This is a genomic window from Crenobacter luteus (assembly GCF_004345725.1).
GTDB classification, from domain to species: Bacteria; Pseudomonadota; Gammaproteobacteria; order Burkholderiales; family Chromobacteriaceae; genus Crenobacter; species Crenobacter luteus.
Window position 1 is genome coordinate 43,251 of sequence record NZ_SLXG01000002.1, and the last position, 15,940, is coordinate 59,190.

Annotated in this window: 13 protein-coding genes; all 13 read left to right on the plus strand. The window is 69.2% G+C overall.

Features of this window, described 5'->3' with window-relative positions; translation table 11 throughout:
- The first annotated feature begins 39 nt into the window (after window positions 1–39).
- The 13 genes from gatA (at window position 40) to murC (ending at window position 15,931) form a co-directional block, all read left to right on the plus strand.
- Complete coding sequence (gatA, locus tag EV683_RS01735) at window positions 40–1,497, plus strand: Asp-tRNA(Asn)/Glu-tRNA(Gln) amidotransferase subunit GatA (RefSeq protein ID WP_131861541.1); 1,458 nt, start codon at window positions 40–42, stop codon at window positions 1,495–1,497.
- Window positions 1,498–1,577: 80 nt separating this feature from the next.
- Window positions 1,578–3,005, plus strand: a complete 1,428-nt coding sequence (gene gatB / locus EV683_RS01740; RefSeq protein WP_066614864.1) for an Asp-tRNA(Asn)/Glu-tRNA(Gln) amidotransferase subunit GatB — start codon at window positions 1,578–1,580, stop codon at window positions 3,003–3,005.
- Between the two features lie 329 nt (window positions 3,006–3,334).
- Window positions 3,335–3,781: a division/cell wall cluster transcriptional repressor MraZ gene (gene mraZ, locus EV683_RS01745; protein WP_066614862.1), complete on the plus strand. Its 447-nt coding sequence runs from the start codon at window positions 3,335–3,337 to the stop codon at window positions 3,779–3,781.
- Complete coding sequence (gene rsmH / locus EV683_RS01750) at window positions 3,778–4,737, plus strand: 16S rRNA (cytosine(1402)-N(4))-methyltransferase RsmH (protein WP_131861543.1); 960 nt, start codon at window positions 3,778–3,780, stop codon at window positions 4,735–4,737. The genes mraZ and rsmH overlap by 4 nt, the downstream gene beginning before the upstream one ends.
- Window positions 4,734–5,006, plus strand: a complete 273-nt coding sequence (ftsL, locus tag EV683_RS01755) for a cell division protein FtsL (RefSeq protein ID WP_066614858.1) — start codon at window positions 4,734–4,736, stop codon at window positions 5,004–5,006. The genes rsmH and ftsL overlap by 4 nt, the downstream gene beginning before the upstream one ends.
- Window positions 5,006–6,754, plus strand: coding sequence for a peptidoglycan D,D-transpeptidase FtsI family protein (locus EV683_RS01760; protein WP_066614856.1), 1,749 nt, complete (start codon window positions 5,006–5,008; stop codon window positions 6,752–6,754). The genes ftsL and EV683_RS01760 overlap by 1 nt, the downstream gene beginning before the upstream one ends.
- Window positions 6,751–8,241, plus strand: coding sequence for a UDP-N-acetylmuramoyl-L-alanyl-D-glutamate--2,6-diaminopimelate ligase (locus tag EV683_RS01765; protein ID WP_131861545.1), 1,491 nt, complete (start codon window positions 6,751–6,753; stop codon window positions 8,239–8,241). Before EV683_RS01760 ends, EV683_RS01765 begins: the two co-directional genes overlap by 4 nt.
- Complete coding sequence (locus tag EV683_RS01770) at window positions 8,225–9,595, plus strand: UDP-N-acetylmuramoyl-tripeptide--D-alanyl-D-alanine ligase (protein ID WP_131861547.1); 1,371 nt, start codon at window positions 8,225–8,227, stop codon at window positions 9,593–9,595. The genes EV683_RS01765 and EV683_RS01770 overlap by 17 nt, the downstream gene beginning before the upstream one ends.
- A complete protein-coding gene (mraY, locus tag EV683_RS01775) occupies window positions 9,596–10,681 on the plus strand; it encodes a phospho-N-acetylmuramoyl-pentapeptide-transferase (RefSeq protein WP_066614851.1) in 1,086 nt (361 codons plus the stop codon).
- A 10-nt stretch (window positions 10,682–10,691) separates the two neighbouring features.
- Window positions 10,692–12,056: a UDP-N-acetylmuramoyl-L-alanine--D-glutamate ligase gene (gene murD / locus EV683_RS01780; RefSeq protein ID WP_131861549.1), complete on the plus strand. Its 1,365-nt coding sequence runs from the start codon at window positions 10,692–10,694 to the stop codon at window positions 12,054–12,056.
- Window positions 12,057–13,214 (plus strand): putative lipid II flippase FtsW, encoded by a 1,158-nt coding sequence (gene ftsW / locus EV683_RS01785; RefSeq protein ID WP_066614849.1) that lies wholly within the window; start codon window positions 12,057–12,059, stop codon window positions 13,212–13,214.
- Between the two features lie 223 nt (window positions 13,215–13,437).
- Window positions 13,438–14,508, plus strand: coding sequence for an undecaprenyldiphospho-muramoylpentapeptide beta-N-acetylglucosaminyltransferase (murG, locus tag EV683_RS01790; protein ID WP_197457491.1), 1,071 nt, complete (start codon window positions 13,438–13,440; stop codon window positions 14,506–14,508).
- Between the two features lie 31 nt (window positions 14,509–14,539).
- The gene (murC, locus tag EV683_RS01795; RefSeq protein ID WP_131861551.1) at window positions 14,540–15,931 is read left to right on the plus strand and encodes a UDP-N-acetylmuramate--L-alanine ligase; all 1,392 of its coding nucleotides are present in this window, start codon (window positions 14,540–14,542) and stop codon (window positions 15,929–15,931) included.
- Window positions 15,932–15,940: the final 9 nt, after the last annotated feature.

Genomic DNA, 15,940 nt, shown 5'->3' on the forward strand with positions numbered 1-15,940 from the left:
GTCGCCCCGCGCAGCCTAACTCCCCGATCCGACACCATCATGAACAGCACGAACCACACCCTGACCTCGCTGGCGAGCCTGCTCGCCGCCGGCGAGGCGTCGGCCGTCGAACTGGCCACCGACTACCTCGCGCGCATAGCCGCGCTCAACCCGTCGCTCAACGCCTACGTCAGCGTCGACGCGGCCAAAACCTTGGCCGAGGCCGCCGCGGCCGACGCGGCGCGCGCCGCCGGCGCCGCCGGCTTCCTGACAGGCGTGCCCTTGGCGTACAAGGACATCTTCTGCCAGCAAGGCTGGAAGACCAGCTGCGGCTCGAAGATGCTCGACAACTTCGTCGCCCCGTACGACGCGCACGTGGTCGAAAAGTGCCGCGCCGCCGGCCTGGTGTCGCTCGGCCGCACCAATATGGACGAGTTCGCGATGGGCTCGTCGAACGAGAACAGCTTCTACGGCGCGGTGAAGAACCCGTGGGACCTGGCCGCGATCCCGGGCGGCAGCTCGGGCGGCTCGGCCGCCGCGGTCGCCGCGCGCCTCGCGCCGGCCGCGCTGGGTACCGACACCGGCGGCTCGATCCGCCAGCCGGCCAGCCACTGCGGCATCACCGGCATCAAGCCGACCTACGGCGTGGTGTCGCGCTTCGGCATGGTCGCCTACGCGAGCTCGCTGGATCAGGGCGGCCCGATGGCGCAGACCGCCGAGGACTGCGCGCAGCTGATGAACGTGATCGCCGGCTTCGACGAGCGCGACTCGACCAGCCTCGAGCGCGCCGCCGAGGACTACACCCGCGAGCTCGGCCAACCCCTGGGCGGCCTGAAGGTCGGCCTGCCGCGCGAGTACTTCGCCGACGGCCTGTCGGGCGACGTCGCCTCGGTGATCGAGAACGCGGTCAATGAGCTCAAGAAGCTGGGCGCCGAGGTGGTCGAGGTCAGCCTGCCGAATACCGAGCTCTCCATCCCGGCCTACTACGTGATCGCGCCGGCCGAGGCGAGCTCGAACCTGTCCCGCTACGACGGCGTGCGCTACGGCCACCGCGCCGCCGAGTACGGCGACCTGACCGAGATGTACGAGAAGACGCGCGCCGAGGGCTTCGGCAGCGAGGTCAAGCGCCGCATCCTGGTCGGCACCTACGTGCTCAGCCACGGCTACTACGACGCCTACTACCTGAAGGCGCAGAAGATCCGCCGCCTGATCGCCGGCGACTTCCAGCGCGCCTTCGGCGATTGCGACGTGATCCTCGGCCCGGTGGCGCCGACCGCGGCGTTCAACCTCGGCGAGAAGTCGGGCGACCCGGTCCAGATGTACCTGTCGGACGTCTACACGCTGTCGGTCAACCTCGCCGGCCTGCCGGCGATGAGCGTGCCGGCCGGCTTCGCCGCCAACGGCCGCCCGGTCGGCCTGCAGATCATCGGCAACTATTTCAGCGAAGCGAAGATGCTCAACGTCGCGCACCAGTTCCAGCTGGCGACCGACTGGCACACCCGCGCGCCGGCGCTCTGAGCCGGGCGCACGCTCATCGACAGTCACCAGCTTGGCCGAGGCCCGGCCAAGCGCGAATGCATGAAAAGGATTTTCCGACGATGAAATGGGAAGTCGTGATCGGTCTGGAAGTGCACGTGCAACTTTCAACTAAATCGAAAATCTTCTCCGGCGCCAGCACCGCCTTCGGCGCGGCGCCGAACACGCAGACCGCCGTGGTCGACATCGCCTTGCCCGGCGCGCTGCCGGTGATGAACCGCGCGGCGGTCGACAAGGCGGTGCGCCTCGGTCTCGCGCTGGACGCGACCGTCAACCGCAAGTCGATCTTCGCGCGCAAGAATTACTTCTACCCTGACCTGCCTAAGGGCTACCAGATCAGCCAGTTCGAGCTGCCGATCGTCGAGCACGGCAAGCTCTCGATCCAGGTCGGCGACGCCGAGAAGGTGATCCGCGTCACCCGCGCCCACCTCGAGGAAGACGCCGGCAAGAGCCTGCACGAGGACTTCCACGGCGCCACCGGCATCGACCTGAACCGCGCCGGCACGCCGCTCCTGGAGGTCGTTTCCGAGCCCGACATGCGCAGCCCGGAAGAGGCGGTCGCCTACGCCCGCGCGCTCTACACGCTGGTGACCTGGCTGGGCATCTGCGACGGCAACATGCAGGAAGGCAGCTTCCGCGTCGACGCCAACGTGTCGGTTCGTCCCGAGGGCCAGACCGAGTTCGGCACCCGCCGCGAGATCAAGAACCTCAACTCCTTCCGCTTCCTGCAGCAGGCGATCGAGGCCGAGATCCAGTGGCAGATCGAGACGCTCGAGGACGGCGGCCGCGTGCAGCAGGCTACCGTGCTGTTCGACCCTGACCGGGGCGAAACGCGCGCGATGCGCAGCAAGGAAGACGCGCACGACTACCGCTACTTCCCCGACCCGGATCTGTTGCCGCTGGTGGTGTCCGAGGCGCTGATCGAGTCGATCAAGGCCGACATGCCCGAGCTGCCGGGTCAGATGAAGGCGCGCTTTATCGCCGACTACGGCCTGTCCGCCTACGACGCGAGCTTGCTCACCGCCGGCCGCGCGATCGCCGCCTACTTCGAGGCGGTCGCGAAGGCGACCGGCCAGGGCAAGCTCGCCGCCAACTGGGTCAACGGCGAACTGGCCGCGCGGCTGAACCGCGACGGCCTCGACATCGCCGCCTGCCCGATCTCGGCCGAGCGTCTGGCCGGCCTGGTCGCGCGCATCGCCGACAATACGCTGTCGAGCAAGCTGGCCAAGCAGGTGTTCGACGCGCTGTGGGAGTCCGAGCTGTCGGCCGACGCGATCATCGAGCGCGACGGCCTCAAGCAGGTGTCGGACGTCGGCGCGATCGAGAAGATGGTCGAGGAGGCGATCGCCGCCAACCCGAAGGCGGTCGAAGAGTTCCGCGCCGGCAAGGAAAAGGCGCTCAACGCGCTGGCCGGGCAGGTGATGAAGGCGTCCAGGGGCAAGGCCAACCCGGCCCAGGTGCAGGAGATCCTGCGCGCCAAGCTCGCGTAATTACATCTGCATGAAAATGGGGCGGCACCTTCGGGTGCCGCCCCGTGTTTTTTGCGCGTTCAGGCCGTGAATCGCTGTGCATTGTGCGGTTGTGGTGCGGGTTTCTTGACATTGTACTTTTAATGGCTTGGTTAACGCTCTGATTTGTCTCGCTTATCGCCATGTTTTGCCCCGATAAGTCTTTGTCGGAAAAGAAGAATAAGGGCATACCGACGATTGACCCTGTTGGCCTTCTTCCCTATAGTGGCGGCACGTGGGCGGAAGTGGGGAAAAGTGGGGTAAAAGCCCCCCCTTGTTCAGGCGAATCAAACGGTCGGCAATCCAAAACAATGTTCGGCGGCGTCAGCATCGTGTCTCTCGACAGCAAGGGGCGTTTGGCCATTCCGGCCAGGCACCGCGAGAGCCTGCTGTCCGCTTTCGGCCGGCGGCTGACCGTCACGCTCGACGCCCCCGACCACCTGCTGATCTACCCCGAGCCCAACTGGCGCGAGGTCGAGGCGCGCCTGCTGAAGCTGCCGACGACGAACCCGGCGGTGAAGGCCTACCAGCGCGTCGTGCTCGGCCACGCCGAGCCGCTCGACATGGACGGCAACGGCCGCGTGCTGCTGCCGTCGCGCCTGCGCGAGCGCGCGCGGCTCGACAAGGAGGTCGCGCTGGTCGGCATGGGTAACCGTTTCGAGCTGTGGAACGCGGCCGACTGGGAGCGCGTGACCGACGAAGCCCTTTCCATCGACCCGGCTGACCTCGAGCAGCATCTTGGAGATTTCTCGCTGTGAGCGCCGGTTTTCAACACGTCACCGTCCTTCTGAACGAGGCGGTCGCCGCCTTGGCGATCCGCCCGGACGGCGTTTACGTGGATTGCACCTTCGGGCGCGGCGGCCACAGCCGCGCCATCCTGGCGCAGCTGGGCCCTTCGGGCCGGCTGATCGCCTTCGACAAGGACCCGCAGGCGGTCGCCGAGGCCGAGCGCCTCGCCGCCGCCGAGCCCCGTTTCACCATCGTGCACGAGGGTTTCGAGACCTTCGCGCGCCAACTCGACCGCCTTGGCGTCGGGATGGTCGACGGCGTCTTGATGGATCTGGGCGTGTCGTCGCCGCAGATCGACGACGGCTCGCGCGGGTTCAGTTTCCGATTCGACGCGCCGCTGGACATGCGCATGGACACCACGCGCGGCCTCACCGCCGCCGAGTGGTTGGCCGAGGCGTCCGAGGCCGATATCCGAGAGGTGATCAAAACCTATGGTGAAGAGCGGTTTGCTCGCCAGATTGCAGCAGCCATTGTTGCGACAAGGGCTGAATCCCCGATCACGACCACGCGCGAGCTCGCCGGGCTCGTCGCGAAAAACGTCCGTACTCGCGAACCGGGTCAGGACCCCGCGACGCGCACCTTCCAGGCGATCCGCATCTACATCAACCGCGAACTCGACGAGCTGAAGGCGGTGCTGCCGCAGGCGGCGCGCCGTCTCGCGGCCGGCGGCCGGCTGGCGGTGATCGCCTTCCACTCGCTCGAGGACCGCATCGTCAAGCACTACCTGAAGGATGTGTCGAGCGCCGACGAGCTGCCGTCGTGGGTCGCGGTGCGCGCGGCCGACATCCCCGCGGCGCCGATGCAGCTGGTCGGCAAGGCGGTCAAGGCCGGCGAGGAGGAGGTGCGCGCCAATCCGCGCTCGCGCAGCGCCATCCTGCGCGTCGCCGCGCGCACCGACGCGCCGTGGCGAGAGGGCGACGCATGAACCGGCTCAACGCCACCCTGCTCGCGCTGATCGTGCTGTCGTCCTGGTCGGTGGTCACCGCCCAGTACGAGGCGCGCAAGCGCTACAGCGAGCTGGAGAAGGCGCAGAAGCTCGCCCGCACGCTCGAGGTCGACTACGGCCGCCTGCTGCTCGAGCAGAGCACCTGGGGCGCGCACGCGCGCATCGAGAAGGCGGTCGCCAGCCGCTTGCAGATGCACACGCCCGACCCGCGCGAGGTGCAGATCGTCAAGCCCGAGGGGGACGCCTGATGCGCCAGCCCCAGTCCTTCGCTCGTCGCAACGCGCCGCGCCCGGGGCTCATCATGGCGCCGGGCCGCGTCCGCTTCGTCCTGTGGAGCCTTGGGGCGTTGTTCTTCTTGCTGATCGTCCGCGCGCTCTACCTGCAGACCGTCCAGCAGGACTTCCTGCAGAACCAGGGCGAAGCGCGCTTCCGGCGCACGCTGGTGCTGGAGGCCAACCGCGGCGTGATCACCGACCGCAACGGCCAGCCGCTGGCGATCAGCACGCCGGTGCAGTCGATCTGGGCCAGCCCCGAGGACATGCCGCCGGTGCCGCCGGACAAGCTCGCCGCGCTGGCGCGCCTGCTCGAAATGCCCGTCGGCGACGTCGCCGCCAAGCTCGCGGACAAGAAACGCGAGTTCGTGTTTTTGAAGCGCCAGATCAGCCCCGAACTGGCCGCCGAGGTGATGGCGCTCGGCATCCCGGGCGTCGCGCGCCAGCAGGAGTTCCGCCGCTACTACCCGGCCGGCGAGGTGATGGCGCACGTGGTCGGCTTCACCGGCGTCGACGGCCGCGGCCAGGAGGGTCTGGAGCTGGCGCGCGAGAAGATGCTCGCCGGCAAGAACGGCAGCCGCGTGGTGCTCAAGGACCGCCGCGGTCACATCATCGAGGACCTCGCGGCGATCGAGCGGCCGCGCGACGGCCAGACGCTGACCCTGTCGATCGACCAGCGTATCCAGTACCTCGCCTTCCGCGAGCTCAGGAACGCGGTCGAGCTCAACAAGGCCAGGGCCGGCGGCGTGGTGGTGCTCGACGGCAAGACCGGCGAGGTGCTCGCGCTGGCGAACTACCCGTCGTACAACCCGAACAACCGCAGCGCGCTCGAGCCGGAGATGCGTCGCAACCGCGCGGTGGTCGACCTGTTCGAGCCGGGCTCGACGATGAAGCCCTTCCCGGTGTCGATGGCGATCGAGGCCGGCAAGGTCAGGCCGGACACCTGGATGGACACCAAGCCGTACATGATCGGCCCGGCGACGGTGCGCGACTCGCATCCGAAACCGGCGATGACGGTGACCGAGGTGATCCAGAAGTCGAGCAACGTCGGCTCGTCGAAGATGGCGCTGATGTTCGCGCCCGAACAGATGTGGACCTTCTACGACCAGCTCGGCTTCGGCCGCTCGACGCGCTCGGGCTTTCCGGGCGAGGCCAGCGGCCGCCTGCGCAACTGGCAGGGCTGGCGCCCGATCGAGCAGGCGACCATGTCGTTTGGCTACGGCGTGTCGGTCAGCCTGATCCAGCTCGCGCGCGCCTACACCATCTTCACCAACGACGGCGGCCTGCTGCCGGTGTCGTTCACGCGCCTTGCCTCGCCGTTGCCGGCCCGGCCGGTGCTCAAGCCCGACACCGCGCGCAAAATGCGCGAGATGATGATGTCGGTGACGCAGGAAGGCGGCACCGCCGTGCGCGCGCAGGTGCTCGGCTACCACGTCGCCGGCAAGACCGGCACCTCGCGCAAGCTCGAGGGCGGCCGCTACGCGGCGAACAAGCACATCGGCCTGTTCGTCGGTTTCGCGCCGGCGACCGCGCCGCGCCTGATCGTCGCGGTGATGATCGACGAGCCCAGGGGCGGCAGCTATTACGGCGGCACCGTCGCCGGCCCGGCGTTCTCGGCGATCACCGCCGGCAGCCTGCGCATCCTCGGCGTCAAGCCGGATGCGCCGTCCAACAACACCCTGATTCCGCTGGACCAGATCCCGGAAATTCGAGAAGACGCATGAAAAGCCGCGTAACGCCGCTGTCCGACTGGGACCCGGCGCAACTGACCACCCTCGGCGTGAACCCGCGCCGCATCGAGTCCGACAGCCGCCGCGTGCTGCCGGGCGACCTCTTTCTGGCCTGTCGCGGCGAGTACAGCGACGGCCGCGACTTCATCCCGGCCGCGCTCGCCAAGGGGGCGGCGGCGGTGCTGTGGGACGACGCCGACGGCTTCGCCTGGAACCCCGACTGGCAGGTGCCGAACCTGCCGGTGCCGCAGCTGCGCGAACGCGCCGGCATCGTCGCCGCGCACGTGCTCGGCCAACCCAGCCTGAAGATGACGGTGGTCGGCATCACCGGCACCAACGGCAAGACCTCGATCTCGCACTGGCTGGCGCAGGCCTTCTCGCTGCTGGGCCGCAAGGCGGCGCTGATCGGCACCGTCGGCAACGGCTTCTACGGCGAGCTGACCGAGACCAGCCACACCACGCCCGACCCGGTCACCGTGCAGCAAAGGTTGGCCGAGTACCAGCGCCAGGGCGCGCGCGTCGTCACGATGGAGGTATCCAGCCACGGCCTCGACCAGAGCCGCGTCAACGGCGTCAGCTTCGCGACCGCGGTGTTCACCAACCTGACGCGCGACCACCTCGACTACCACGGCAGCATGGCGGAATACGGCGCGGCCAAGGCCAAGCTGTTCCACTGGGAAGGTCTCAAGCACGCGGTGATCAACGCCGACGACGCCTTCGGCCGCGAGCTGATCGCGCAGATCGACCCGGCGCTGACCCAGGTGGTCAGCTACGGCCTCGAACAAGGCGACGTGCGCCCGCTCAAGCTTGCCGCCAGCCTCGACGGTCTCGCGCTCGTGGTGGGCACGCCGTGGGGCGAGGCCACGATCAAGACCGCGCTCCTGGGCCGCTTCAACGCGTCCAACCTGCTGGCTTGTCTTGCGACGCTGTGCGTGAACGGCGTGCCGTTGGCCGAGGCGGCCAAGGTGCTGTCGCGCATCCAGCCGGCGCGCGGCCGCATGCAGCGCGTCGGCGGCGCGCGCGAACCGCTGGTCGTGATCGACTACGCGCACACGCCCGACGCGCTCGAGAAGGCGCTCTCGACGCTGGCCGAGATCCGGCCGGCCGGCAGCAAGCTCTACTGCGTGTTCGGCTGCGGCGGCGACCGCGACAAGGGCAAGCGCCCGATGATGGGCGCGATCGCCGAAAAGTACGCCGACGTCGCCGTCGTCACCAGCGACAACCCGCGCACCGAGGAGCCGCAGGCCATCATCGAGGACATCCTCGCCGGCATGGAGCAGGCCGGCCACGTCGACCAGGACCGCGCGCAGGCGATCGGCTGGGCGGTGCAGTCGGCGCGGCCGGGCGACATCGTGCTGGTCGCCGGCAAGGGCCACGAGGAGTACCAGGAAATCGACAAGGTCAAGCATCCGTTTTCCGACTTCCGCGTCGCCGAGGCGGCGCTCACCGCCTGGGGGGAGCAGCATGCTGACGACGTATGAGGCCGCAAGCCTGATCGGCGCCGAAGCGCGCGGCGAGAACGTCGCGTTCGCGCGCGTCACCACCGACAGCCGCGCGGTGAAACCCGGTGACCTGTTCGTCGCGCTGAAGGGCGAGCGCTTCGACGCGCACGACTTCGTCGCGCAGGCGCTGGCCGACGGCGCCGCCGCCGCGCTGGTCGACCGCGGCTTCGCGCTCGAGGGCGCGAACCTGATCGCGGTCGACGACACCCGCCTCGCGCTCGGCCGTCTGGCCGCCGCCTGGCGCGACCGTTTCGGCGGTCGCGTGGTCGGCATCACCGGCTCGAACGGCAAGACCACGGTCAAGGAGATGCTGGCCGCGATCCTCGCCGCGCACGCCGGTGCGGACGCGGTGCTCGCCACCGCCGGCAACCTCAACAACGACATCGGCCTGCCGCTGACGCTGCTGAAGCTGAGCGCCGCGCACCGCTACGCGGTGATCGAGATGGGCATGAACCACCCGGGCGAGATCGCCTACCTGACGCGGCTGGCGCGGCCGCACGTCGCGCTGGTCAACAACGCGCTGCGCGCGCACCTCGGCGGCTTTAGCGGCGTCGAGGGCATCGCGCGCGCCAAGGCCGAGATCTACGAGGGTCTGGTCGCGGACGGCGTCGCCGTGGTGCCGGCCGAGGACGCGCACGTCGAGCTGTTCCGCGCCGCCGCCGCCGGCCACGAAACGCTCGCCTTCGGCCTCGCGGCCGGCGACGTGTTCGCGCGCGACGTCGCGCTCGAGTCGGCCGGCAGCCGCTTCACGCTGGTTTCGCCCCAGGGCGATATCGCCGTCGCGCTGCCGGCGCCGGGCGAGCACAACGTCAAGAACGCGCTGGCTGCCGCCGCGCTGGCCTTGTCGCTGGCCGTGCCGCTGTCGACCATCGCCGCCGGCCTCGCCGCCTTCGGCGGCGTCAAGGGCCGGCTGCAGCGCAAGGCAGGCCGAGACGGCCGCGTCGTCATCGACGACAGCTACAACGCGAACCCTGACTCGATGAAGGCCGGGCTCGACGTGCTGGCGGCGATGCCGGCGCCGCGCGTGTTCGTGATGGGCGACATCGGCGAGCTGGGCGACACCGCGCCCATGCTCCACGCCGAGGTCGGCGCCTACGCGAAGGAAAAGGGCATCGAGGCGCTGGTGACGCTCGGCCCGCTGAGCCGCCACGCTGCCGACGCCTTCGGCGCCGGCGCGGTCGCCTTCGACGAGCGCGCGGCGCTCTTGGCGCACCTGGACGCGACCTTGCCCGCCGGCGCGACGGTGCTGGTCAAGGGCTCGCGTTTCATGAAGATGGAAACCGTGGTCGAGCATCTGACCGCGGCCGCAACGAACAACGCAGGGGAGAAGTAAGTGCTGGTCTGGTTGGCCGAATGGCTGAGTGAATACATCCGCGCGTTCAGCGTGTTCAACTACGTGACGCTGCGCGCGGTGCTGGCGTGCCTGACGGCGCTCGGCATCTCGCTGCTGATGGGGCCGTGGGTGATCCGGAAGCTCACCGAGCTGAAGGTCGGTCAGGCGGTGCGCAGCGACGGCCCGCAGACCCACCTCGTCAAGGCGGGTACGCCGACCATGGGCGGTTCGCTGATCCTGCTGGCGATCGGCATCACCACGCTGTTGTGGGCCGACCTTGCCAACGTCTACGTGTGGCTGCTGCTGGTGGTGATGTTCGGCACCGGCGCGCTCGGTTTCTACGACGACTGGCGCAAGGTGGTCTACAAGGACCCGAAGGGCGTGTCGGCGCGCTTCAAGATGGTGTGCCAGTCGACGATCGCGATCGCCGCCGGCGTCTACCTGATCACCACCGCCCAGCTGCCGGCGTCGACCGAGTTCATCGTGCCCTTCTTCAAGAACGTGGTGTACCCGATGGGCGCGATCGGCTTCTGCGTGCTGACCTACTTCGTCATCGTCGGCACCTCGAACGCGGTGAACCTGACCGACGGCCTCGACGGCTTGGCGGCGCTGCCGACGGTGCTGGTCGCCTCGGCGCTGGCGATCTTCGCCTACGTCGCCGGCAACGCGGTGTTCGCCAAATACCTCGGCCTGCCCTTCATCCCGGGCGCGCACGAGGTGGTGGTGTTCTGCGCGGCGATGGCCGGCGCCTGCCTGGGTTTCCTGTGGTTCAACGCCTACCCGGCGCAGGTGTTCATGGGCGACGTCGGCGCGCTGGCGCTCGGCGCCGCGCTCGGCACCGTCGCGGTGATCGTGCGCCAGGAGATCGTGCTGTTCATCATGGGCGGCCTGTTCGTGATGGAGGCGCTGTCGGTGATGATCCAGGTCGCGTCGTTCAAGCTGACCGGCAAGCGCGTGTTCCGCATGGCGCCCTTGCATCACCATTACGAACTGAAGGGCTGGAAGGAGACGCAGGTCGTGGTCCGTTTCTGGATCATCACGATGATGCTGGTGCTCGCCGGCCTCGCCACGCTGAAGCTGCGCTAAGGAGCCGCCGGTGAACTTCAAGGGACAACATATCGTCGTCGTCGGCCTCGGCGACACCGGCCTGGCCGCCGCGCGCTGGCTGGTCGCCCACGGCGCGCGCGTCACCGTCGCCGACAGCCGGAAGGCGCCGCCGAACGCGCAGACCTTGGCCGAGCAACTGCCCAAGGTCGAACTGCGCGCCGGCCCCTTCGACAGCCTGACCTTTGCCGACGCCGACCTCCTGGTCGTCAGCCCCGGCGTGCCGGTGTCGACGCCGGCGATCGCCGCCTTCGAGGTCGACGGCGGCGAGGTGCTCGGCGACGTCGAGCTGTTCGCGCGCGCGATCGAGGGGCAGGGCGCCAAGGTGATCGCGATCACCGGCTCGAACGGCAAGAGCACCGTCACCAGCCTGGTCGGCCACCTGTGCGCGGTCGGCGGCCTCGATACCGTGGTCGCCGGCAACATCGGCCTGCCGGTGCTGGCGGCGCTGCTGGAGCGCGAACAGAGCGGCAAGCTGCCGGACGTCTGGGTGCTCGAGTTGTCGAGCTTCCAGCTCGAGACCACCTGGTCGCTCGAGCCGGACGCGGCCACGGTGCTGAACATTTCCGAGGACCACCTCGACCGCTACGCCGATCTCCTCGACTACGCGCACGCCAAGACCGCGGTGTTCAACGGCGAGGGCGTGCAGGTGCTCAACCGCGACGATCCGTTGACGCGCGCGATGAGCCGCGCCGGCCGCACGGTCAAGTGGTTCTCGCTGAAGGGCCCGGCCGACTACGGCCTGGTCGAAAAGGACGGCGGCCACTGGCTGACCGTCGCCGGCGAGGCGGTGTTCGACATCGCCGACCTGAGTCTGCAGGGCCTGCACAACGCCGCCAACGCGCTGGCCGCGCTGGCGCTGACCGAGGCGGTCGGCCTGCCGCGCGCCGCGCTGCTCGACGGACTGAAAACCTTCCGCGGCCTGCCGCACCGCGTCGAGCTGGTCGACGAGTTCGACGGCGTCGCCTACATCGACGACTCGAAAGGCACCAACGTCGGCGCGACCGAGGCGGCGCTCGACGGCATGACGCGCCGCGTGGTGCTGATCGCCGGCGGCGACGGCAAGGGTCAGGACTTTTCGCCGCTCAAGCCGGCGCTGGCGCGCATCGGCCGCGCGGTGGTGCTGATCGGCCGCGACGCCGGCAAGATCCGCGCCGCGCTCGAAGGTCTCGCGCTGCCGCTGCACGACTGCACGACGCTGGAAGAGGCGACGCGCGCGGCGGCGAAGCTGGCCGAGCCGGGCGACGTGGTGCTGCTGTCGCCGGCGTGCGCCAGCCTCGACATGTTCCGCAACTACGCGCACCGCGCCGAGGTGTTCGTCGACACCGTCGCCGCGATCAAGGCGGAGCGCGCGTAAATGATCGTCTCCGGCGCGCGGCGCTTCTCGCCCGTCACGGCCTTCGACGAAGCGCTGCTGTGGGCGCTCGCGCTCTTGCTGTCGATCAGCCTGGTGATGGTGTACTCGGCGTCGATCGCCTACGCCGAGGCCGACCCGGCGACCAACAGCCGCTTCTTCTTCCTGACGCGGCACCTGCTCTTCCTCGGCATCGGCCTCGTCGGCGCCGGCGCGGTGTTCACGCGGCCGACCGCCTGGTGGCAGAAGCACGCCGGGCGGCTGTTCCTGATCGGACTGGTGCTGCTGGTCGCGGTGCTGATCCCGGGCATCGGCAAGGTGGTGAACGGTTCGCGGCGCTGGATCTCGCTGGTGGTGCTGAACTTCCAGCCGTCCGAGCTGATGAAGTTCGCGACGGTGATCTACGCCGCCGACTACACGGTGCGCAAGAGCGCCAAGATGCACAGCGTCACCGAGGGCTTTTTGCCGATGCTCTCGGCCATCGTGGTGGTCGCCTTCCTCTTGCTGATGGAGCCGGATTTCGGCGCGCTGATGGTGGTGATGGCGATCGCGATGGGCATCCTGTTCCTCGGCGGCATCAATCTGCGCATCTTCGGCGGCCTCGCGGTGATGGCGGCGGCGGCGATCGTGCTGTTGATCGTCACCTCGCCGTACCGCCTCAAGCGCGTGCTCGGCTTCATGGATCCGTGGGAGGACCCGTACGGCAAGGGTTATCAGCTATCGCACTCGCTGATCGCGATCGGCCGCGGCGAATGGTTCGGCGTCGGCCTCGGCGGCAGCGTCGAGAAGCTGTTCTACCTGCCCGAGGCGCATACCGACTTCATCATGGCGGTGATCTCGGAAGAGTTCGGCTTTGTCGGCATCCTGGTGGTGATCGGCCTGTACGTGTGGATCGTGCGGCGCGCCTTCCACATCGGCGTCGAGGCCAAGAAGCTCGAGCGCTACTACCCGGCGCTGCTCGCGCAGGGCGTCGGCATCTGGCTCGGCATCCAGAGCTTCTTCAACATCGGCGTGAACATGGGGCTGTTGCCGACCAAGGGCCTGACGCTGCCGCTGATGTCCTTCGGCGGCTCGGCGATGCTGATGAACCTGGTCGCCGTCGCGGTGCTGGTCCGCGTCGACTGGGAAAATCGACGGATCATGCGTGGCTACAAAGTGTAGCCACGCATGACAAGTCCCGAAGGGGCAAAAGGGCGAAGCTAAAACAGACGGATCGTGCGCGCTTCTAAGGTTTGCCCCTCCCCCGGGGCGCTGCGCGCGGCGACAAGGCGCAGACGGCCGCGGTGGCGCTAGAATCGACGGTCCGGGTCATCCGGCGGCCTGTTGCCGTCCTGTAACAAAGATTAACGCGGTCGACCGGCAGGGTTGGCCGAAGGCAAGGAAAATGGCGAAGCGAACCATCATGGTCATGGCCGGCGGCACCGGCGGGCATATCTTCCCCGGCCTCGCGGTCGCGAAGGAGCTGACCGCGCGCGGCTGGAAGGTCGTCTGGCTGGGCGCCGAGGGCGGCATGGAGACGCGTCTGGTGCCCGAGCACGGCTTCGCGATCGAGACGGTCAGGATCCGCGGCGTGCGCGGCAACGGCGTCGCGCGCAAGCTCGCGCTGCCGTTCGTGATGGCCGGCGCGCTCGTCAAGAGCGCGGCGGTGATCTTCCGCCACCGCCCCGACATCGCGATCGGCTTCGGCGGCTACACCGGCTTTCCCGGCGGTCTGATGACGCGCTTCTTCTGGAAGCCGCTGGTGGTGCACGAGCAGAACTCGGTCGCCGGCCTGACCAACCGGCTGCTGTCGCGGGTCGCCAGCCGCACGCTGTTCGCGTTCCCGGGCGCCTTTCCGGGCCGCGACGGCCTGGTCGGCAACCCGGTGCGCGCCGACATCGCCGGCATCGCGCCGCCGGCGGCGCGCTTCGCGAACCGCAGCGGCCCTTTGCGCGTGCTGGTGGTCGGCGGCAGCCTCGGCGCCAAGGTGTTCAACGACACCGTGCCGGCGGCGCTGGCGCGGATCCCGGCCGGCCAGCGCCCGCTCGTCGTCCACCAGGCCGGCGCGAAGGCGATAGCCGAATTGCAGGCGAACTACGCCAAGGCCGGCGTGACGGCCGACTGCCGCGCCTTCATCGCCGACATGGCGGCCGAGTACGCCGCCGCCGACGTGGTGATCTGCCGCGCCGGCGCGCTGACGGTGGCCGAGTTGGCCGCCGCCGGCGTCGGCAGCCTCTTGGTGCCCTACCCGCACGCGGTGGACGACCACCAGACCGGCAACGCGCGCTTTCTCGCCGACGCCGGCGCGGCGACGCTGCTGCCGCAGACCGATTTCAACGCCGAGGGGCTGGCCGCGTGGCTGGCGACGCTCTCGCGCGACGATTGCCTCGCGATGGCCGAAAAGGCCCGCGCGCTGGCGCTGACCGACGCGGCGGCCCGGGTGGCCGACGTGTGCGAGGCGCTGACCCAGGAATAAGCGCCGGCGCTGGCCGGCGGAGACGGAAACGATGAAACACAAGGTCAAACACATTCATTTTGTCGGCATCGGCGGCGTCGGCATGTGCGGCATCGCCGAGGTGCTGCTCAACCTCGGCTACACCGTGTCCGGCTCCGACATGGCCGACGGCGCGGCGACCAAAAGGTTGGCCGAGCAGGGCGCGCGCGTGTTCTTCGGCCACGACGCGACCTATATCGAGGGCGCCGACGTGGTGGTGACCTCGACCGCGGTGAAGGCCGACAACCCCGAGGTGGCCGCCGCGCGCGACAAGCACATCCCGGTGATCCCGCGCGCGATGATGTTGGCCGAGCTGATGCGCTTCAAGCAGGGCATCGCGATCGCCGGCACGCACGGCAAGACCACCACCACCAGCCTGACCGCGTCGGTGCTGGCCGCCGCCGGCCTCGACCCGACCTTCGTGATCGGCGGCAAGCTGACCGCCGCCGGCGCCAACGCCCGGCTCGGCTCGGGCGAGTTCCTGGTCGCTGAGGCCGACGAGTCGGACGCGTCCTTCCTGCACCTGGCGCCGGTGATGGCGGTCGTGACCAATATCGACGCCGACCACATGGACACCTACGAGCACAGCTTCGACAAGCTCAAGCAGGCCTTCGTCGACTTCCTGCACCGGCTGCCGTTCTACGGCCGTGCGGTGCTGTGCGTCGACGATGCGCACGTGCGCGCGATCCTGCCGCAGGTGAAGAAGCCGGTGACCACCTACGGCTTCACCGACGACGCGGATATCTACGCCGAGAACGTCGTCGCCGCCGCCGGCCAGATGCACTTCGACTGCGTGGTCAGGAACGGCACGGTCACGCGCTTCCCGGTGGTGCTGAACCTGCCGGGCCGCCACAACGTGCTCAACGCCTTGTCGGCGATCGCGATCGGCCTCGAGTGCGGCGCCGACATCGCCGCGATCCAGCAGGGCCTGGCCGAGTTCGCCGGCGTCGGCCGCCGCTTCCAGCGCTACGGCGAGGTCGCACTCGCGTCGGGCGGCAGCTTCACGCTGGTCGACGACTACGGCCACCACCCGGTCGAGATGGCCGCGACGCTCGAGGCGGTGCGCGGCGCCTTCCCGGAAAAGCGCCTGGTGCTGGCCTTCCAGCCGCACCGCTACAGCCGCACCCGCGACCTGTTCGAGGACTTCGTCAGGGTGCTCTCGACCGTCGACGCGTTGCTGCTGACCGAGGTGTACGCCGCCGGCGAGGCGCCGATCGTCGCCGCCGACGGCCGCTCGCTGGCGCGCGCGGTGCGCGTGGTGGGCCGCGTCGAGCCGGTGTTCGTCGAGGACATCGCCGAATTGCCGGCCACGGCGCTGGCCGCGCTGCGCGACGGCGACGTGCTGGTCACCATGGGCGCGGGCAGCATCGGCGCGGTGCCGGGCAAGCTGGTCGCGGGCAAGTAAGGATTCAGG

What these genes read in the sequence shown, in the direction of transcription:
- gatA (WP_131861541.1), top strand. Translation starts at nt 40, where the DNA reads ATGAACAGCACGAACCACACCCTGACCTCGCTGGCGAGCCTGCTCGCC.
- gatB (WP_066614864.1), top strand. Translation starts at nt 1,578, where the DNA reads ATGAAATGGGAAGTCGTGATCGGTCTGGAAGTGCACGTGCAACTTTCA.
- mraZ (WP_066614862.1), top strand. Translation starts at nt 3,335, where the DNA reads ATGTTCGGCGGCGTCAGCATCGTGTCTCTCGACAGCAAGGGGCGTTTG.
- ftsL (WP_066614858.1), top strand. Translation starts at nt 4,734, where the DNA reads ATGAACCGGCTCAACGCCACCCTGCTCGCGCTGATCGTGCTGTCGTCC.
- EV683_RS01760 (WP_066614856.1), top strand. Translation starts at nt 5,006, where the DNA reads ATGCGCCAGCCCCAGTCCTTCGCTCGTCGCAACGCGCCGCGCCCGGGG.
- EV683_RS01765 (WP_131861545.1), top strand. Translation starts at nt 6,751, where the DNA reads ATGAAAAGCCGCGTAACGCCGCTGTCCGACTGGGACCCGGCGCAACTG.
- EV683_RS01770 (WP_131861547.1), top strand. Translation starts at nt 8,225, where the DNA reads ATGCTGACGACGTATGAGGCCGCAAGCCTGATCGGCGCCGAAGCGCGC.
- ftsW (WP_066614849.1), top strand. Translation starts at nt 12,057, where the DNA reads ATGATCGTCTCCGGCGCGCGGCGCTTCTCGCCCGTCACGGCCTTCGAC.
- murG (WP_197457491.1), top strand. Translation starts at nt 13,438, where the DNA reads ATGGCGAAGCGAACCATCATGGTCATGGCCGGCGGCACCGGCGGGCAT.
- murC (WP_131861551.1), top strand. Translation starts at nt 14,540, where the DNA reads ATGAAACACAAGGTCAAACACATTCATTTTGTCGGCATCGGCGGCGTC.